This window comes from Phytoactinopolyspora mesophila, assembly GCF_010122465.1.
Taxonomy (GTDB): Bacteria; Actinomycetota; Actinomycetes; order Jiangellales; family Jiangellaceae; genus Phytoactinopolyspora; species Phytoactinopolyspora mesophila.
The window spans coordinates 71,753-89,524 of the sequence record NZ_WLZY01000012.1; the positions used below are offsets into that span (position 1 = coordinate 71,753).

General features: G+C 66.5%; 17 protein-coding genes. 8 read left to right on the top strand and 9 right to left on the bottom strand.

The genetic code is table 11. From position 1 onward, the window contains the following. Positions 1-67 precede the first annotated feature (67 nt). Together F7O44_RS25785 and F7O44_RS25790 are read left to right on the top strand one after the other, a co-directional pair. Positions 68-964, top strand: a complete 897-nt coding sequence (locus F7O44_RS25785) for an LLM class flavin-dependent oxidoreductase (protein ID WP_162453196.1) — start codon at positions 68-70, stop codon at positions 962-964. Then, on the top strand, positions 961-1,590 hold the full coding sequence (locus tag F7O44_RS25790) for an NADPH-dependent FMN reductase (protein ID WP_162453197.1): 630 nt from the start codon (positions 961-963) through the stop codon (positions 1,588-1,590). The genes F7O44_RS25785 and F7O44_RS25790 overlap by 4 nt, the downstream gene beginning before the upstream one ends. An 81-nt stretch (positions 1,591-1,671) precedes the next feature. Here the strand turns inward: F7O44_RS25790 and F7O44_RS25795 are convergent, their stop codons facing one another. From F7O44_RS25795 to F7O44_RS25810, 4 genes are all read right to left on the bottom strand, one after another. After that, a complete protein-coding gene (locus tag F7O44_RS25795) occupies positions 1,672-2,760 on the bottom strand; it encodes a hypothetical protein (RefSeq protein ID WP_162453198.1) in 1,089 nt (362 codons plus the stop codon). A 96-nt stretch (positions 2,761-2,856) separates the two neighbouring features. Continuing rightward, positions 2,857-3,957: an SPFH domain-containing protein gene (locus F7O44_RS25800; protein WP_162453199.1), complete on the bottom strand. Its 1,101-nt coding sequence runs from the start codon at positions 3,955-3,957 to the stop codon at positions 2,857-2,859. Between the two features lie 32 nt (positions 3,958-3,989). Further along, positions 3,990-4,427 (bottom strand): NfeD family protein, encoded by a 438-nt coding sequence (locus F7O44_RS25805; protein WP_162453273.1) that lies wholly within the window; start codon positions 4,425-4,427, stop codon positions 3,990-3,992. Between the two features lie 120 nt (positions 4,428-4,547). Next, positions 4,548-5,348, bottom strand: a complete 801-nt coding sequence (locus F7O44_RS25810; RefSeq protein WP_162453200.1) for an MBL fold metallo-hydrolase — start codon at positions 5,346-5,348, stop codon at positions 4,548-4,550. Positions 5,349-5,530: 182 nt separating this feature from the next. Between F7O44_RS25810 and F7O44_RS25815 the strand changes: the two genes are divergently transcribed. After that, a complete protein-coding gene (locus F7O44_RS25815; protein WP_162453201.1) occupies positions 5,531-6,667 on the top strand; it encodes an iron-containing alcohol dehydrogenase in 1,137 nt (378 codons plus the stop codon). Positions 6,668-6,696: 29 nt separating this feature from the next. Here the strand turns inward: F7O44_RS25815 and F7O44_RS25820 are convergent, their stop codons facing one another. Further along, positions 6,697-7,464, bottom strand: a complete 768-nt coding sequence (locus F7O44_RS25820) for a cupin domain-containing protein (protein ID WP_162453202.1) — start codon at positions 7,462-7,464, stop codon at positions 6,697-6,699. Between the two features lie 137 nt (positions 7,465-7,601). Between F7O44_RS25820 and F7O44_RS25825 the strand changes: the two genes are divergently transcribed. Next, entirely contained in the window at positions 7,602-8,042 is a 441-nt protein-coding gene (locus F7O44_RS25825) for a pyridoxamine 5'-phosphate oxidase family protein (RefSeq protein WP_162453203.1), read from the top strand. Positions 8,043-8,061: 19 nt separating this feature from the next. Here F7O44_RS25825 and F7O44_RS25830 read toward each other — a convergent pair whose 3' ends face one another. Then, positions 8,062-9,699, bottom strand: a complete 1,638-nt coding sequence (locus F7O44_RS25830) for a LuxR C-terminal-related transcriptional regulator (RefSeq protein ID WP_162453204.1) — start codon at positions 9,697-9,699, stop codon at positions 8,062-8,064. An 84-nt stretch (positions 9,700-9,783) separates the two neighbouring features. Here F7O44_RS25830 and F7O44_RS25835 point away from each other — a divergent pair, with 84 nt between their 5' ends. The 4 genes from F7O44_RS25835 (at position 9,784) to F7O44_RS25850 (ending at position 12,698) form a co-directional block, all read left to right on the top strand. Then, positions 9,784-10,644: a class I SAM-dependent methyltransferase gene (locus tag F7O44_RS25835; protein WP_222851705.1), complete on the top strand. Its 861-nt coding sequence runs from the start codon at positions 9,784-9,786 to the stop codon at positions 10,642-10,644. Between the two features lie 294 nt (positions 10,645-10,938). After that, positions 10,939-11,736 carry a phosphotransferase gene (locus tag F7O44_RS25840; protein ID WP_222851706.1) on the top strand — a complete coding sequence of 266 codons (798 nt, stop codon included), beginning with the start codon at positions 10,939-10,941 and terminating at the stop codon, positions 11,734-11,736. A gap of 328 nt (positions 11,737-12,064) precedes the next feature. Further along, positions 12,065-12,295 carry a FitA-like ribbon-helix-helix domain-containing protein gene (locus F7O44_RS25845; protein ID WP_162453205.1) on the top strand — a complete coding sequence of 77 codons (231 nt, stop codon included), beginning with the start codon at positions 12,065-12,067 and terminating at the stop codon, positions 12,293-12,295. Then, positions 12,276-12,698 (top strand): type II toxin-antitoxin system VapC family toxin, encoded by a 423-nt coding sequence (locus F7O44_RS25850; RefSeq protein ID WP_187361637.1) that lies wholly within the window; start codon positions 12,276-12,278, stop codon positions 12,696-12,698. Before F7O44_RS25845 ends, F7O44_RS25850 begins: the two co-directional genes overlap by 20 nt. 20 nt (positions 12,699-12,718) lie before the next feature. Here the strand turns inward: F7O44_RS25850 and F7O44_RS25855 are convergent, their stop codons facing one another. From F7O44_RS25855 to F7O44_RS25865, 3 genes are read right to left on the bottom strand one after another with little or no spacing between them, the layout of a single operon-like run. Next, positions 12,719-14,665 carry a YyaL domain-containing protein gene (locus F7O44_RS25855; RefSeq protein WP_162453206.1) on the bottom strand — a complete coding sequence of 649 codons (1,947 nt, stop codon included), beginning with the start codon at positions 14,663-14,665 and terminating at the stop codon, positions 12,719-12,721. Then, positions 14,662-17,226, bottom strand: coding sequence for an alpha-mannosidase (locus tag F7O44_RS25860; protein ID WP_162453207.1), 2,565 nt, complete (start codon positions 17,224-17,226; stop codon positions 14,662-14,664). The genes F7O44_RS25855 and F7O44_RS25860 overlap by 4 nt, the downstream gene beginning before the upstream one ends. After that, positions 17,226-17,738 carry a D-sedoheptulose-7-phosphate isomerase gene (locus tag F7O44_RS25865; protein ID WP_425501444.1) on the bottom strand — a complete coding sequence of 171 codons (513 nt, stop codon included), beginning with the start codon at positions 17,736-17,738 and terminating at the stop codon, positions 17,226-17,228. Before F7O44_RS25865 ends, F7O44_RS25860 begins: the two co-directional genes overlap by 1 nt. Positions 17,739-17,772: the final 34 nt, after the last annotated feature.

Consider the following 17,772-nt stretch of genomic DNA (forward strand, 5'->3'; position numbering starts at 1 on the left):
ATAGCGTCCGGAGTATAGATAACTGAGATCCGGCCACGACGCCCGTCAACCCACGAGGAGCCCAGCGATGCCTGACTACGGCCACGACCTGATGTTCGGCGCGGGTCTCGACTCACCGAGCCAGCACCCGGCCACCACTGTCCGGCTCGCCGAGCTCGCCGACCGAGCCGGCCTGGAGCTGGTGGCGTTCATGGACCATCCATACCAGCCGGCCTATCTGGACACATGGACGCTGCTCAGCTATGTGGCGGCCCGTACCTCCCGGATCCGGCTGGCCGCCAGCGTGCACCCGATCCCGATGCGACCACCGGCCATGCTGGCGCGTAGCTCTGCCAGCCTGGATCTGCTCAGCGGCGGACGGTTCGAGCTCGGCCTCGGCGCCGGCCATTACTTCGACGCCATCGAGGCCATGGGCGGCCCGCCTCGTTCACCCGGCACAGCCGTCACCGCACTCGCTGAGGGGATCCAGATCATCCGCGAAATCTGGGACACCGACACCCGCGGCGGCGTAAACGTCGAAGGTCAGCACTACCAGGTGCGCGGCGCCAAACGGGGTCCGCGACCAGCACACGATATCGGCATCTGGATCGGTGCGTACAAACCACGGATGCTCCGGCTGACCGGCCGGGTCGCCGACGGCTGGTTACCATCGCTGCCCGCCATGCAGCCCGGCGATCTCACCATCGGCAACACCATCATCGACGAGGCCGCTGAAGAGGCCGGCCGCTCGCCCCGCGACATCAGACGGCTGCTCAACCCCGGCGTGGAACTGACGGTGGACCAGCTCGTCGAATTGGTCCTCAGCGATGGGATCAGCACCTTCAACTTCGAGATCGACGGTCCGGACACCATCGATCGGCTCGCCCACGAGATCGCCCCCGCCGTACGCGAGACGGTCGCCAAGGAGCGCAGCCGACACCACCGGCCGTCAGAACACCCAGACTGGAAGGGACAACCAACATGACCAGAATCGCAATCGTCGTCGGCAGTACCCGTCCGGGTCGCTACGCGGAGGTCGTGGCCCAGTGGGTCCACGCTCACGCGTCTAAACGCGATGACGCCGAGTTCACTGTGCTCGACATCGCCGACTTCGGCCTGCCCCTGCTCGACGAGCCGGTACCGCCGATGGCCGGGGAATACCGCCAGCCGCACACCCAGGCGTGGGCAGCGACCATCGCGTCGTTCGACGGATTCGTCTTTGTCACGCCGGAGTACAACAACTCCGTCTCCGGCGCGCTGAAGAACGCACTCGACTACCTCTACGCCGAATGGAACGACAAAGCGGCCGGGTTCGTCGGGTACGGCGCACAGGGTGGAGTACGCGCCGTACAGCAACTACGTGTCATCCTCGGCGAATTACGCATGGCGGACGTCCGCGCCACCGTCGCTCTTTCACTCGACGACGACGTCGACGAACACGGCCGCTTCGCGCCGCGTGTGCACCATGAAGACGCGCTGACCGAGACCCTCGACCAGCTGATCGCCTGGGCCGTGGCGCTGCGGGCGTTGCGGGTCAGTCATCCCGCTTCCCCCGCCGGCGACACCACGCGCGGCGGAACGGCCGAGTATGCACACGCATCAGTCTCGTGAACGTCAACCGGCCCCAGCCCGCCCATGTGCCGCCGCCAGTGCTGGCTCCGACGGCTGAGAGGCTACCGCGTCGCCCCGCGCTCACTGAGTGACCAGCAGATGCGGCGGCAGCTCGACCGGATCGTCGGCCGGCACCGGAGTGGTGGCGAGCTCGCAGCCGGTGCTGACGTCACAACGGACCAGAGCCTGCTCACCGTCGTCCCACGCATCGAAGACCAGCTGGTTGCCTGGCGAGATCGTCGTGGCCGGCTCCCAGGCGAGGCGTTGCGACACCTCCATCTCGGCACGCAGCAACGTCTCGCCACTCCACGCTCCAATGATCTCGACGTCGGTGTGGCCAAGGCCGTCGCTGCGGATGTCCACGGTGGCGGCATAGGCCCCGTTCGGCGAGAAGCTCTCGATGCGCCGTTCGTTGCTACGCCAGACCTCCCGGTTGTCGTGGCTGGTGTCGAGAATCGCGGAGTACCACTCACCTTCCTCGTCCTCGCCGGTCACGGCGATCAGCCCCGTCGGGTCGCTGGTCGTCGTCACACCGAGTACGCCGTCGATCCGAGATGTCCGGCAGGTTTCGGGCTCGAAGTCGTCATCACAGAGGTAGTCGTACAGGTGGACAGAGGGCTCGCCGTCGTATGTCTCGTTGATGACGAGCAAGCCGTCCGAGAAGCCGGCCGGATGCGCGTCCTTGCCCGACAGCAGCTGGCCACCACTCGGGGTGGAGAGAAAGACATCGGCGCCGTCCCTCGCGTAAGCGAAGTACCTTCCGTCCGCCGTGGCCACAAGGTGACTCAGATCGCCCTGCCTGACCAGCTCTGAAACGACTTTGCCGTCATTGTCCAGCTCGTACTTCACCAGGTGGAGATCGTCGTCGGCCGGGTCGGTGAGCCCGACCCAGCGGGTCGTCGGACCGGCCGGGGATCCGTCGTACGTGGCAATGAACGCGACCATCGGGTCTGTCTCGGCGTCCCAGCTCACGTTGTAGCGATGGAAAGCCCCGTCGGCGAACCACGGCAGGGTGAGTTGCCGCCCTTGCTCGAGATCACCGAAATCGATCTGGATCGGCGCGACGCCCGTTTCTAGGGCACTGTCGGTGCTCGCCACGGCGCCGGTGGCGAATAACGAGACCGCGACTGCCCCGGCGATCACGTGTCCGGCTGAACGTCGTGTCAGCATGCTGACACCCCCTCGTGTCGTCATGGTTCTGCTACCGATGACGACACTTCAGAGAGGGTGTCGGTTGCATCCTCGGCGTTGCCGGTTGGGAAGCGATCAGCTCTCGAGGGTTTCGTCGTCCAGTTTCGGCGTCGGCTTGCCCTCAGCGGCCGCGGCGTCGGCCTTGGCGTCCTTGACCGCCGCCTCCGCCAATCTGGCAACCTCGTCGGCAGCGGTCGCGGCGTCCGTCGACAGCTGGTCACTGGATGTCAGCTCACGAGTACCCGAGTCTTCCCCGGCGCCGTCCGACCCCTGGCCGTCTTCTCGGGCCACCTTAGGCGTGCCCATCTTGGAATAGTCGCCGAAGGCGTCGGTCACGGTGCGAACCGCCTGTGTGAGTTCCCCTGGGATCACCCAGAAGGTGTTGTTGTCGCCCTCGGCCAGATGCGGCAAAGTTTCCAGGTACTTGTAAGCAAGCACCTTCGGGTCGGCGTTGTTCTGATGTACGGCCTGGAAGACTCGCTCGACAGCCTTCGCTTCACCGTCTGCCCGCAGAATGGCCGCCTGCTGATCACCCTGAGCTTCGAGGATCTTCTGCTGCTGCGTACCCTCGGCGGTCAGGATCTTGGCCTGCCGGTCTCCTTCGGCGTGCAAAATAGCGGCGCGCTTGTCTCGCTCGGCGCGCATCTGCTTCTCCATGGCCTCCTTGATGGTGGCCGGCGGATCGATGGCCTTGATCTCCACCCGGTTGACCCGGATCCCCCATTTGCCAGTGGCGTCGTCGAGCACGTTGCGCAGCTGGGTGTTGATCTCCTCACGTGAGGTGAGGGTGCGCTCCAGATCCATGCTTCCGATGACGTTACGCAGGGTGGTGATGGTCAGTTGATCGATCGCCTGAAGGTAATCGGCGACCTCGTAGGCCGCGGCACGCGGATCGGTGATCTGGTAGTACAGCACCGTGTCGATGTTGACGACCAGGTTGTCTTCGGTGATCACCGGCTGCGGCCTGGACGAGAACACCTGCTCACGGACGTCCAGCCGGGTGTTGACCCGATCCGCCAGCGGCACGATGAAATTCAGGCCGGGCTGCAACGTCGTCCGGTAACGGCCGAACCGCTCGATGTTGTACCGGCGCGCCTGCGGAACCACCCGGACGGTGGAAATTACCAGGAAGGCCACAACCACAGCCGCGACGATCAGTGGCACCAAGAGTTCCATATCTGTTCTGCCTCCGTGCTAGCGATCTATGTTCACGGTAAGAGTTCCCGGGGATAGACGACGGCGGTCGCGCCATCGATCTCCATGACATCGACAAGGGTCCCGACCGGTATCGACTGATACTCGTCGAGCGCACGAGCCGTCCATTCCTCGCCCGAGAGCTTGATGAGCCCGCCCGATGCGGTCACCTCCTTGACGACCACTGCCTTCTTCCCCACCAAGGCATCGCTTCCTTCGCTCACCACCGGCGGTTGAGCCATGTGCCGCCTGGCGATCGGCCGCACCACCAACAGACCCACGGCTCCGGTCACAGCAAAGGCGAGAACCTGCAGCAAGAAGGGCGCGCCGATACCGGCGACGACGGCCGCGACGACAGCAGCGGCTGCCAGCAGCCCGAAAGCCAGCGTCAGCGTAAAGAACTCCGCGACACCCAACGCCGCGGCTAGTATCAACCACGCAATCCACGGCATCCGCTCGGCCTCCCGCATAGGACGGTTACCGTCCAACCTACCTCGTGAAGCACCCGATAAGCACGTGTTCACCTGGCAGAAGACCAGCCAGGATCGGCATTCTCCGCACCGGGCGCGCGGTCAGGTGAGGTGATCGAAATCGCCGCGGACCCACGCGACGTGCCGGTCAGCCGATCGCTGGACAGCAAGATCGGCGTCGGAGGTGATGGCGTTGTCGAAGTTGCTCCAGATCTGCTGGAATCGCAGTGGCTTGATCTGGTCGGCTACCCGAGTCACCACGGCAGCTGAGAGCGGTAGCCGGTTCGGGTAGCTGCGCTGGAAACTGGTAGTCACCCGGTCCGGGTTCACCATGATGGTGTCGCCCGCCAGCAGCACACCGTCGTCGTCTGTCCAGTGAGCGACTGCACTGCCCGGAAAATGACCACCCACCTGATACAACGTCAGCCCGGGCGTGACCTCATGACGCCGCGACCACAATGCGACGGCTGGATCACGGCGGCCCAGCCACTCCTGATCAGCCTCGTTCACCATGACTGGCACGCCACCGAGCGCACGGGACCATTCGACCTGGACTCCGTACATGTGTGGATGACTGGCGGCGATAGCAAGCACCGGCCCCTGGCCCCGCACCCAGTCCACGGCTTCGTCGTCGATATAGCCGATCGGGTCCCAGAGCAGATTGCCCTGAGGTGTCCGCAGCAACAACATCTGCTGCCCGATGCCGACGCCGGCGGCCTGTAGCCCCCATAAAACGGGTGTACGTTGCCGGATCTCGATAACAGCGCCCTCGCGGCGACGATCTTCGAGAGTGGCCCATGCCTGGCCGGTCGCCGGAACGTACTGGCGTTCGTCCGCGCAGATCGGGCACACATCGGGAAGTGGTTCCTCGTATTCGACCGCGCACGTCCGGCACGTGATCATGATGTCCTCCTACCGGTGGCGGCCTCGCTGATCGCGACGTCCACCTGACGCGCGTCGCTACTTTTGTAGCACGGGCGAGCTGATATGACTAGGCCGAAGGTACTGAGGGGTCGCCGTCGGTTGCCTGGGAGCATAATCCGACCTGACCAACGACGACGTCCAGCAGTGAGGAGAACGCATCGATGACGGTCTCGGTGATCAACTACCTGACCACCATCCGGTTCGGCGAAGGGGCGGTCGGTGCCCTCGCCGACGACCTTCACGAGCTCGGCATCAAGCGGGCGCTCGTCGTCACTGACCGCGGAGTCAGAGACGCGGGGCTGGTCGAGCACACGCTCGCGGGATTGCCGGCTACCCAGGTCGCCGAGGTGTTCGACGAGACCCCGTCCAACCCGACCGAACAGGCGGCCGCCGCCGCCCTGGCGCGCTACCGGGAATGCGGCGCAGACGGCCTGGTCGCCATCGGGGGCGGCTCGCCGATCGATCTCGCCAAGGCGATCGCCCTGATGGCCACCCACGACGCTCCGCTCGAGACCTTCGCGGCCACACTTGGCGGCACGCCGCGGATCACCGCCGCGGTCGCGCCGGTCGTCGCCGTCCCCACCACCGCGGGCACCGGCAGCGAGGTTGGCCGCGCCGCCCTCGTCACGCTGTCGGACGGGCGCAAGCTCGGCTTCATCTCAGCGCATCTCATCCCGAAACGGGCCGTCTGCGACCCCGAACTCACCTACGGGCTTCCCCCCGCTCTCACCGCGGCCACCGGCATCGACGCGATCAGCCACTGCGTGGAGACGTACCTCAGTCCGCGCGACAATCCGCCCGCTGAAGCCATCGCACTCGACGGGCTGCGCCGCGCCACCGAGCACATCGAGCTGGCCGCCGCTGACGGGAGGAATCTGACCGCACGCCGGGAAATGATGATGGCAGCCCTGCAAGGCGGACTCACCTTTCAGAAGGGCCTCGGCGCCATTCACGCGATCTCTCATCCCGCGGGCGGACTCGAGACACCCGCGCTGCACCACGGAATGCTCAACGCGGTGCTGATGCCGCACGTGCTGCGGTTCAACGAGCCGGCCGCGCCGGAGAAGTATGTCGCATTACGGCGCGCGGTCGGCTTGTCCGGGCAGGACGACCTCGCCGCGCACTTCGACCGCCTTAACGATGCCCTCGGCCTGCCGCGATCGTTGTCGGCCATGGGCCTGCCCCGTGAAGCGATCCCGGCCATCGTCGACGGTGCGCTCAAGGACCACTCAGCAGCCACGAATCCCCGTCCGCTGACACCGGCCGACATCGAGAACATCCTCACCGACGCGTTCTGACCCGGGACGCGTCGCGGCCCGCCCGGGTTTCATGTCGCGACGGCTCGGATATGCCAGTGTGGCGGGTGGGTCACGGAGACCATCTCGACATCGGCGTCGGCCTGCACGACGGCCCGTGCTCGCATCGGAAGGTGCACGACCTCACCCGGCTCGACACTGATCGTTTCATTCTCGGTGCGGATCGTCAGGATGCCCTTGAGTACGACGTGGACTTCTTCGTAGGGGAAGAAGTGTTCACCCGACACCCCTTGGCCGACCCGTTCAAACTTGACGCTCAGCTCGCGGCCGGGCTCGTCCACCACCGCGGTCGAGTAGTACTCGAGGTCACCCATCTGATCCAAGGTGTACTGGCCGACGCCGAACACCCGAGCCTGTTCCTGGCTCGTGGCAGGTGGCTCTGCGAACGGCACCTGGCTGGACCCGATCGATTCCCAGTCCGAATCCGTGAGCTGCCAATGCGGCGGGCAGATGATGTAGACCGCCTCGGTGTGCTCATCGAACCGGCCTACTACGGGTGCGTCAGCCGGGTAGTAGGCGACATCTCCCGCCCGGGCGGTGCGTGCAGCGCCGTCGATCTGATAGGTCACCGCTCCTCTGATCACGACGACGACCTCGTCGTACGGAAACCGGGATTCGAACGACACTCCCGTGCCGACCCGGCCGAATCCAATGGTCAGCTGGCCTTCCCGAGCATCGTTGACGACGTTCTGCAAATAGAGCTCATCGTCGCCGAGCTGCGCCCAGCTGTTCACATCGGCGATCCGGAACTTGCGGATTCGTGGTCGCACAACGTTCACGCTTACCTCCTGGACCAGGCTGACGGCTCGATCACCGCTGGCGGGCGTTGTCCGGTGACCAACAGCTGACCAGCAGCCGATCGTCATCCCAGTGTGGAAGATGGAACCGTGATCGACCAGCCGGAGAGGAGCGCAGCATGAACCAGAGCACGAATCTGCCCAACCTCGAGGACAAGACCGGAGCCAGCGCGGAGCAGCGGCTCCAGGACGAGAAAACCATCCGGCTCACCACGGTCAGTGCCGGAGGGCAGCCGCAATCCTCGCCGGTCGGTTTCCTATGGGACGGGGCCCGGTTCTTGATCCGCAGCAAGCCCGGCGACCCAAAAGTCCAGAACATCCGGCACAACCCCAGGGTTGCGCTGCACCTGGACATCAAGAACGACGCCGAAGACGGCGGCGTGCTCACCTTCGAAGGCACCGCCGTTATCGACTCCGGTCCGGACGACGACGGCGAGACCACCGCCTACGTGGAAAGATATGCCGACGAGATCCGCGACTACGGGGTACCGCCCGAGGATGTGCTGTCCACCTTCTCCGCCGTGATCCGAGTGACACCCACCCGCACCCGGGCGTACTGAAAGCCGGGCCTCTGCCGACTCACAGGCGCTGTCGCAGCACATACGCCGCTGCCTGCGCGCGTGTGTCAACGCCCAGCTTGGCGAAGATGCGGCTGACGTGGTGTTCCACTGTCCGCCTGCTGATGTAGAGCCGTTGTGCGATCTCACCGTTGGTCAGGCCTTCGGCGATGTGGGCCAGTACCTCCTTCTCCCGTCGCGTGAGTGTTCCCTCACCGCGGGGCGCCGCCCGCCCGGGCTCGCCCAGACTCCGCAGGTGATGGGCGGTCGCGTCCGCGTCGGCGGCCGCCGCGAGCGTGTCGAACACCCGTAGCGCGGCCCGTGCCTCGGACACTGCTACGTCAGGTGCGCTGGCGGCGATGAGCTGCGAGATCGCGAGCCTGGTCCGGGCTTCCTCCAGCGGGAGCCCGGCCATGGCGAACTGAGGCAATGCCGTTTCGAGATGGCCGAGTGCTTCCTCCGGCTCGTCGGCCGCGGCGCAGATGATGCCAGCCGCATACTCGCTCAGCGCGCCAACACGGGGCATATCCGTCCGCGCCGCGATCTGCTCCAGCCGCCGGCCGATGGCACGAGCATCAGGGAGGCGACCGGCCCGGACCTCCACTTCCACCAGCAGCGCGAGTTCCGGAACCTGCCTCGGATGTTCGCCCGCGTTGCCGAGGCGACGCCACAGGATACGCCGGGCGACGTCGGCTTCGCCCCGAACCAGGTGCAGGCGGGCCAGGGGGCACGCAGCATAGGAGTCGAATTCGAAGCCGGCCAGGAGTCTGGCCGCCTCGTCGTACCTGCCCTGCCGAACCCGCAGGTCCGCGAGGCGCACCATGGCGCTGGAGCGCAGCGCAGCGTAACTGTCGTCGTACAGTGCGATCGAGGACTCGAGCTCGCGTTCCGCATCGTCCCACCGTCCTGCCGCAGTGAGAACGCCCCCGTAGTGGGTCCGGCAGATCGCCGATACCCAGGGTGCGTTGGAGAGGGAGCCGAACGACGTCGCGAGCGCCATCCACTGCTGGGCACGGCGGACGTCCAGGGTCAGCTCACAGCACACCAACATGTGGCAGTAGATCTCGCCGACCGTGATGTAGTCGGACACTTCGCCACCTGCCGCGGCGGCCGCTGCTTCGTCCAGCTTCCCCATGCCTTCGGAGACACGGCCGGCGAGGACAAGAGCCATGCCTTCGTGCCCGAGCGCGCAGAAGCGCAGATCCGCATCCGTGAACCGGTCGGCTATCGCGGCCGCTGCCTGCGCGTGCCCTCGCATCTCGGCTGGGTCACCGGACGCCAGGGCCTCGGCGAGTTCTACCCAGCCTGCCTCAACACAATCTCCTGATTCGGCGGCGAGTCTCCGTGCCCGGGCCAGCCAGCCAGCCGCCACCGCTTCGTTGCCATAGACCGCGCCGTGCAGAAAGCTCAGTTCTCGCCCAGCGATGAGTGCGGGCAACCGGGTCTCACCCAGAGCTCGGTAAGCGACGAACGCACGCTCGTAGTACCCGACCGCGGCCGAATAGTCACCTGCCCATTCCACCGCCCGGGCCAGGTGGTGCAGCGTTTCGGCGGCTTCGTCCAGTTCGAGGGCATCGGACAACAGCGAGCGAGCCCGCGCCCAGTCGCCGTGACCCAACGCGATCTTGCCCGCGGCCAGCAGATCCGCCGCATTAGTCATCGTGGAACACAGCATGCCACCGCCACGGCCTGGGAGGCAGGGAATAGGTGGGCGAATAGGTATGTGCACCGATGTTTTCGCGGCATGGCAAGCGCGATGCTGGCCAAGCCGGCAATACCGCTGCTACAGCCCACCCAGGAGGACGACATGGCTGAGACGGAAACCTTCCAGATCTCTCTGGACGCTGCCGAGGTATACGAGTCCAAGTTCGTACCGGCGATTTTCGCCGAATGGGCGGATCGTTTGGTCGAAGCCGTGGATGTCGCGCCCATGCAGGCGGTACTCGATGTGGCCTGCGGCACCGGCATCGTTGCCAGGACGGTGGCGGATCGGATCGGCTCCGGCACGATCGTCGGACTCGATCTCAACGCGGCGATGCTGGCCGTGGCACATCGCTTGCGGCCGGACCTCGAGTGGCACCAAGGCGACGCCGTGGAACTCCCGTTCCCCGAGCGCACGTTCGATCGCGTGCTCTGCCAGATGGGTCTGATGTTCGTGCCGGACCGAGCCCGCGCCATCAGGGAGATGGCGCGGGTGGCGACGGGCGGTTCCACGGTCGGGATCGTCGTCCCTGCCAGCATCGGCGAGCAACCGGCCTACCGGGAGCTCGCATCGATCGTCGCCGACGAGGCGGGTGCGGCCGCTGCCGTACTCATCGACACGTACTGGTCGTGCGGCGATCTCGACGAGCTGCGCGCGCTATTCAGCTCAGCGGGGTTGACGCACGTCGTGGCCCGAACGCATCTCGGGACCGCGAGATTCCGGTCGGCCGACGAGCTGGTCGCAACCGAGGTTGAGGGTTCACCACTCATCACTCAGATCGACGACGCGACATACACCCGCATCAGAGAACGCGCCCGCACCGCGCTCGAGCCGTTCGCCACGCAGAGTGGCTCCCTGCACGCTCCGCTCCGCGGCCACATCGTGACCGGCACGGTGCCGTGACGTGCGTCGTCACCCGGCTCCTCGCCATCTGACTCGTCAGTACTGGAAAAACTGGTTGCAGGTCCGCAGGCGCCGGTGGCAGCGTCGTAGTCACGATCTAGGAGGTCATCATGACGATCTTTGCCGCAGCCGAGCACCGCATGCACCCTTCGGCGCGGGAGCTGGCCGCTTGATCTCCACGCCTGCTGTGTGTCCATCACCAGCGGGCGGCACCGTCCAGTCTCCTCGCGTCTGAGCAGTCTTCCGACGTGACACCGCTATGGGTGTCATGTTCTTCGACCACGAGGAGTACCAGTGACATCGCAATACGAACCCCTGCCCGGGGCTGAGGGCAACCCAACCTCCGTGCTCCGGCACGGCGACACTGTTGTGCGCCCTGCCGGGCCTTGGACCGAGACCGTTCATGCCCTGCTCCGCCACCTGGAGGATGCCGGATTCAGTGGTAGCCCGCGGCTCGTAGGTGACGGGTACGACCAGCAAGGACGTTCCGTGGTGACCTATATCGAGGGCCACAGCGTCCATCCGCGCGCCTGGACCGACGAGGCGATCTGGCACGCCGGGCAGATGCTACGTGACCTCCACCGGGCCACCGCCAGTTTCCGTCCGCCCGGCGAGGCGATCTGGCATCCGTGGCCGTTCCACGATTCCGGTCCGGAGAGTGTCATCAGTCACCGCGACGCGGGACCATGGCACATCGTGGCCCGGGACGGCTTGCCGGTGGCGTTCATCGACTGGGAGACGGCCGGCCCGACCGACCGTCTCGACGAGATCGCCGCCACGGCGTGGTGGAATGCACAACTGCACGACGACGACCTCGCTGAGCGCCACGAACTGCCCGACGCCAACGCGCGGGCAGCACAGCTGCGGCACTTCGTCGACGGCTACGGCCTGGCAACAGCAGAGCGGGGTGACCTCGTCACTCGGATGATCGAGTACGCCATCCGTGATTCAGCGGCCGAAGCCGTCAAGGCAGGGGTCACGCCGGAGTCCAGCCAGGCAGGCGCCGTATGGGCGATTGCGTGGCGGGCCCGCTCGGCAGCGTGGATGCGGCGGCATCGCTCGATGCTGCAGGCCGCGCTTGCCGCGAGCTGACATCCGAAGCTTGCTCGATGAAGTGCTGAGTTGAGTCCGGGGGTTCGCGGCCTCACGTGACGCGTCGCGGCGCCCACCGCCGCACATCGTGTTACGGGAGGCCACGAACCTCACCTCACTGCAGCAAGAGACCTGACAGTCTTCGTCCGGGAGGTGATCATGCCGCGATACGAGTTCACCTCGCTCGCCGTCCTCGCGGGCGACGAGCTGGCGGAAGCACGCCAGCGCCTCCTCGGCGCGTTCCCGTAATGAGAGTCGCCCGTCGATCATCTCAATTGACCCGGCCACAGCGCTTGCATTTTGGCGCTTCTGGCGCCAGAATGGCGCTATGCCTAGCGTACAGATCAAAGACGTTCCCGATGAGACGCATTCCGTCCTGCGTCGGCGAGCCGCTGCCGCTCACCAGTCCCTTCAGGAGTATCTACGCAGCAGGCTGATCGAGGAAGCAAGCCAACCGACCCTCGACGAGGTGCTCGATCGCGCGAGTGGACGGTCCGGAGGATCCGTGTCTGTGAATGACGCGGTCGCAGCGTTGCGCGATGACCGTGCTCGTCGTTGACGCAAGCGTCCTCGTCGTGGCACTGGGCGACGATGGACCAGACGGCGACCTTGCACGGGAGCGCCTGCGCGGCCATGGACTCGTGGCGCCGGAGTTGATCGATCTCGAAGTGGCGTCGGTACTTCGGCGGCAGTATGTCAGCGGCCGTCTCGACGATCGCCGGGCCCGACAGGCTCTTAATGATCTAGAGGCGATTCCGGTCCGCCGGGCCCCGCATCGGTCATTGCTCTCTCGGTGCTGGGAGCTACGGGACAATCTCACGGTTTATGACGCGGCCTACGTAGCGCTGGCCGAACTCCTGGACTCCACCTTGCTCACGGCGGACCGTCGCCTGGCGAGTGCACCAGGAACACGGTGCACCATTGACGTGCTCGCCGCGGCAACCGCGCCATCAGATCCCTGAAACGGGCCAGGATCCACGGTTCAGCTCAGTGAGACCGCGAGCATCTGCTCGCAGCCGAGCAACAGCACGCCTGCGCTCCATGCGTGCGAAAGAGTGAGCAGCATGCCCTTCGGCTGGAAACAGGAGGTCTGGTAGTAGCGCTCGGTGATCATTCCCCGGTAAGAGTTCACCTCGCCGTCCTCGCGAGCGACGAGCTGGCGGAAGCACGCCAGGGCCTCCTCCGCGCGCGCCCGATAATGCGGGTCGCCCGATGCCTGGGAAAGTTCAAGCATTTCCTTGGTGCAGATCAGCCCGTAGGCGTGCAGGTGCTGGTTGGACGGCGACGCTTGGTCGGCGCCACGGCTGGCGAACCGGTAGGCGCCCAGCATGCTCCGTTCGGAGAAGTCGACGTTGTACGTGTAGCGGAAGGTCAGCATCCAGTCCGCCGCCCGCCGGGCCAGGTCGAGCCAGCGATCCTCACCGGTGCGGCGATGCAGGGCGACGTAGGCCATCACTGCGGCATACCCGTCCTCCGACGTCGGCGCCAGGTCGACGTCCTCCGGCGCGCCGTGAATGAACTCACGGTCGACGAACTGCGCGTAGTACTCACCGGCCCTGACCGCCGCCGCGAGGTACCCGCCGTCGTCGTCGAACCTGTCCGCCTCGGCCAGCGCCGCCACCCAGGTGAGACCGGACGCCCCTGCCCACGAGAGGACGCGGCCGTCCTCTGCGTGGTGGACTGAGCCGAGGTTGCCGTCGGCACGCTGCCGCGCCCGGATCACGTCGAGGTTGGATCGTGCGGCGCTCACCCACACCGGACGGGCCGAGCGCACGTCATCGCCAAGCTCCAGGGCCCGGACGAGAAACAGGGTGGCTTCGCCGAGGGTACGCGCGTGCAGTCCACCTTTCAGCGGCGTCCAGCTCTGGGACCATCCCTTGGACCGGTACCAGGTTCCCCAGAACGTTCCCGACGGAGACAGGTTCGCGCAGATGAAATCGATCACCTTCATGGCCGCGGACCGCTGGTCATCACTCGCAACACCGGCCCGCCGGGCATGCGCCAGGAGTGCATAGGCCCAGGGGATCCCACTGATCCAGCCGACGTGCATCGCCTGGCGATCGACACGCAGCCCGTCCTGGCCGCTCACTTCCCGGTCGAACCCGACGGTCTCCAGCAGCACACCCGGATCGGGATCGTAGTGCCAGCGCACCAGTCCTTCACCGGCGACGTCGGCAGCCTCCGCGATCGGCATCCACGGCTGCACCACATGCGTGTGCCGGGCCTGTTCGTATACCTCCCGCAACACTCGCGCGTATCCGTGGCGGTCCGCGCCGATCCTGCCGGCTGAGGCGTTGAGCCGAACCGTCTCGCCGGGCTGCCACACGTACCGTCCCCGCTCCGGGGGACGCGGCTCGGCGGAGCCGTAATAGGTGACAGGCGCCTCCCGGTACGGATAGACCACGTGGGCTGTGGCCGTCTGGCCGCTGTGGGAGAACCCCACCCCCGTCAGCCCGCACGCGAAGGTCTCCGAGGTCAGAAGAACGACGCCGTCGTGGTCGTTCCATACGAACACCGCCGGAGTAGCGGCCCGGTCCGATCGGAACGACCAGTGGTCGCTGACCATGCCGTCCGGGTCGTTCGCACCGACCTCGAACCTGGGAAACCGCCGGTCGCAGGCCTCGGGCCGGTTCTCCCCGTAGAACAGGCCCGGGATCAGCCACCACGGATCCGGGGTGCCGGAAAGCTCTACCGCCAGCCGCAGGTGCCCGGTGAACGGCTGCGCGTCTTGATTCACCACGCCCAGGACAATCTCCGACGCAGCTGCCTGCCCAGAGCTGACAGCCACCTCGACCCGGAACGGACCGGCGACGGCCACGGCCCGGTCCTGATCGCCAGGGACCCGGGCCGACCCGAGAAGCTGTCCCGAGGCATCCAGCGCCTCGATCCGCAACTCCGGTCGAGACTCCGGTCGGTGCGGCACGGTCATTCGCCGCCGCCGGCGGCCGGACCGTCGTCGATATCCCACTCCAGCAGGTCGACTTCGACTATCGGCGCCGCCGGGTCGCGGGGAACACGGAACGTGCGGATCTGGCTAGGCCCGAAACCAGATTCGATCACGCGGTCGATGAACGGCAGCCGCAGCCGCGCGGAGGCCGGCGCACCCGTTGTCTCCACCGCCCGAACGATTACCTCCGGGGTGTCGGCGTCACCATCCTGCCAGCCCTTCAGCGCCGTGATCATGACCTGGCCACCACCGTCGGCGGCGAAACTCTGCTCGGCCGGGAGGGCTCCCGGGTGGAAGCTCTCCAGCATGGCGCGTGGCGGAGCCCCGAGCAGTGCTGCGCGGCGGGCCAGCCCGGCCTCGCGCCATTCTCCGGCGTGCGGGACCAGCAGGTAACTGAATCGCTGTACGCCCTGGTCCTGGAAGGAGTAGAAGCCGTCGTCGTCGAGGAGCTTCGGGTCGTGCCACGAATACACCGGGCTGCGGACCGCGGTGATACCGATGCTGGGTGTCGCGGAATCGTCGCCCGGCGAGACGTCGTAGCCGTGTTTGGCGTTGTTGATCACGGCCAAGCCGGCGCGCCGGGTGGTCCCGCCGGACGTGGTCATCTCCCCAGTGAGATCCACCCACGACTGGCCGGGTTCTTCGGCTCCGTCCACCGGACGCTCGAGCGTGCCGAACGGAATCTCGTAGGTGGCGGTGGGATTCTCCAGCGCAGTGGGGAAACGCATCTTCAGCAGGTGCGCCTGCTCCCGCCAGTCGAGGGTGACGCGCACTTCCAGCTCGTCGGCGCCCTGCCGCAGGATGAACTCTTCCACCAGGGTGGAGCGGCCCCACTCGCGTTCGACGCGCAGCCGGGCGCGTTCCGGGCCGTCCTCACGTAGCACCATGGCGGTGAGGTCCATGGCCTTCCCGGCAGCGGCGTAGGAGACCACGTGGTGTCCCCAGGTGTCGGTCGGGTCTTCGCAGATCTGGGTGTGTTCGCCGCGGGCGCCGGCGACGACGTCCGTCCCGGTCCGTTTGTCGAGGAGGCTGTTCAGCCAGCCGCTGGCTGGGTCGAACTCCGCTCGCAGGATGTCGTTCTCGAGGACGGTCTGCGACGCGCGGAGCAACCCCGGCGCCTCGTTGCTCCACGGGATGTCCGCGGGAGCGGATCCAGGGCGCAGCCGGTACAGGCGATACCCCAGCGCAGGCAGCTCGGCGCGGAACACCGCGGCACCGCGGCCTTTGTCGTTGGTGGTCGCCACGGACTGGGTGGGCTGCGACGGGGTCTGCCGGCCGTCGGCGTCGACGACGTGGACGCCGGTCGGCTGAACGCCGTACTGCAGCTCGACGTCGGTGCTCACCTGCCACGGATGCGGGTTGAACACGAGGACCGGCTGGGTGCCGTCCTCGGCTGGGACATCCACCTGCCGCGCTATGACGTTGTGCACTCGGGTGATGATGCGTTTGGACAGCGCCACGGCCTCGCCGAGCTGGTCGCGGGCGTCGTCGTAGGCAGGTTCGATCGCCGAGCCGGGCAGGATGTCGTGAAACTGGTTGAACAGCAGCTGTTTCCACCCGTGGTCGAGTTCCCGCCGGGGATAGCTCAGCCCGTCGGTGACCGAGCCGATGACGGCCCAGCGTTCAGCGCTGAGGAGCGCGGCCTGGGTCCTGCGGACCCAGGCCTTGATGCCGGAGTGGGCCGAATAACAGCCGGCGGCGTGGTGCTGCAGGTCGTCACGCCATACCGGCAGATCTGCCATTCCGGCCTCGCCCTTCCTCGCGACCAGTTCGTCGAAGTAGCGGCGCGGCGAAGACATCGACATCCTCCCGAAGGTTCCCATCTGGTCGTATCGGTAGATCGACTCGATGTTGGCCTTGGTGGGACCACCGCCGTGGTTGCCCACTCCGTAGAACACCATCACGTCCCCGAGCGAACGGTCGAGCTGCGCCAATGCCTTCCCGGCCTGATGAGCGACGTCGCCGGGCGGGCTGCAGTACTCGAACGGGATCCGGTACGCGAGAACCCGGCTGCCGTCCGGGGCCTCCCACCAGAACGCTGTGCCGTCGAGCTCACTCTCGTGCGGTCCGGGGCGCAGGAAGCAGTAGGAGTCCATCCGCTGGCCACGCAGGATCTGCGGGAGCATGGCATTGTGCCCGAAGGGGTCGACGTTCATGCCGACCGTCGAGACGATCCCGAAACGCTCGTGCAGGTAGCGCTGCCCGTAGAGCCCTTGACGGACGAACGACTCGCCACCGGGCATGTTGCAGTCCGGCTCCACCCACCAGCCCCCGGTGTTGACCCAGCGGCCCTCGGCCACCCGTTCCCGGATCCGCTCGAACAGTTCGGGGTCGGACTCCTCCACCCAGGAGAGCAGCACCATCTGGTCGCAGGTGAAGACGAAGTCCGGGTACTCGTCCATTCGATGGATGGCGGACCAGAACGTCGCCCTCGCCTCCTGGTACCCCTCCTGCCATGGCCACAACCAGACCGGGTCGAGATGGGCGTTGCCCACCATGTGCAGGGTGCGGTCCGGTGTCGCGACCGGGCGCTCGGTAGTCATCAGGACGGTCCCTCCTCGGCCCAGACATCGACGATCTCGCTGATCAGATGCAGCATGAGCGTGTGCATTTCCTGTATGCGCGCGGTAGTGGTGGACGGCGCCAGCAGTGCGTGATCGGCGTGCTCGAGTGCTGGTCCGCCGTCGCCGCCGCCGAAGAGCACCGTGGTGGCGCCCTGTTTCCGGGCAGTGGCGAGACCGGCGACGATATTAGCCGAGCGCCCACTCGTGGTGAAGGCGCCGACCACATCACCGGGCCTGGCCAGCGCACTCACCTGCCGCGCGAACACGTCGTCGAACGAGTAGTCGTTCGCGATACACGTCGCCACGGTAGCGTCCGTGGTGAGCGTGACGGCGGGGAGCGGGCGGCGGTCGCGCTTGTAATGCCCGATCAGTTCGCCGGTGAAGTGTTGTGCGTCCGCGGCGCTGCCACCGTTGCCGAACGTATACAGCCTTCCTCCGGCAGCGAAGTGCCGGCACAGCTGTTCTGCCACGGCGCGGATCGCTGGCAACATGCCCGGCAACGCCTGCGCCGTGCGGATATGGTCG

Coding starts and splice junctions, on each gene's coding strand:
- F7O44_RS25855 (WP_162453206.1), bottom strand. CDS start 14,665: ATGACCGTGCCGCACCGACCGGAGTCTCGACCGGAGTTGCGGATCGAG.
- F7O44_RS25785 (WP_162453196.1), top strand. CDS start 68: ATGCCTGACTACGGCCACGACCTGATGTTCGGCGCGGGTCTCGACTCA.
- F7O44_RS25850 (WP_187361637.1), top strand. CDS start 12,276: ATGACCGTGCTCGTCGTTGACGCAAGCGTCCTCGTCGTGGCACTGGGC.
- F7O44_RS25805 (WP_162453273.1), bottom strand. CDS start 4,427: ATGCCGTGGATTGCGTGGTTGATACTAGCCGCGGCGTTGGGTGTCGCG.
- F7O44_RS25825 (WP_162453203.1), top strand. CDS start 7,602: ATGAACCAGAGCACGAATCTGCCCAACCTCGAGGACAAGACCGGAGCC.
- F7O44_RS25810 (WP_162453200.1), bottom strand. CDS start 5,348: ATGATCACGTGCCGGACGTGCGCGGTCGAATACGAGGAACCACTTCCC.
- F7O44_RS25830 (WP_162453204.1), bottom strand. CDS start 9,699: ATGACTAATGCGGCGGATCTGCTGGCCGCGGGCAAGATCGCGTTGGGT.
- F7O44_RS25860 (WP_162453207.1), bottom strand. CDS start 17,226: ATGACTACCGAGCGCCCGGTCGCGACACCGGACCGCACCCTGCACATG.
- F7O44_RS25800 (WP_162453199.1), bottom strand. CDS start 3,957: ATGGAACTCTTGGTGCCACTGATCGTCGCGGCTGTGGTTGTGGCCTTC.
- F7O44_RS25790 (WP_162453197.1), top strand. CDS start 961: ATGACCAGAATCGCAATCGTCGTCGGCAGTACCCGTCCGGGTCGCTAC.
- F7O44_RS25865 (WP_425501444.1), bottom strand. CDS start 17,738: ATGTTGCCAGCGATCCGCGCCGTGGCAGAACAGCTGTGCCGGCACTTC.
- F7O44_RS25845 (WP_162453205.1), top strand. CDS start 12,065: ATGCCTAGCGTACAGATCAAAGACGTTCCCGATGAGACGCATTCCGTC.
- F7O44_RS25815 (WP_162453201.1), top strand. CDS start 5,531: ATGACGGTCTCGGTGATCAACTACCTGACCACCATCCGGTTCGGCGAA.
- F7O44_RS25795 (WP_162453198.1), bottom strand. CDS start 2,760: ATGCTGACACGACGTTCAGCCGGACACGTGATCGCCGGGGCAGTCGCG.
- F7O44_RS25835 (WP_222851705.1), top strand. CDS start 9,784: ATGGCAAGCGCGATGCTGGCCAAGCCGGCAATACCGCTGCTACAGCCC.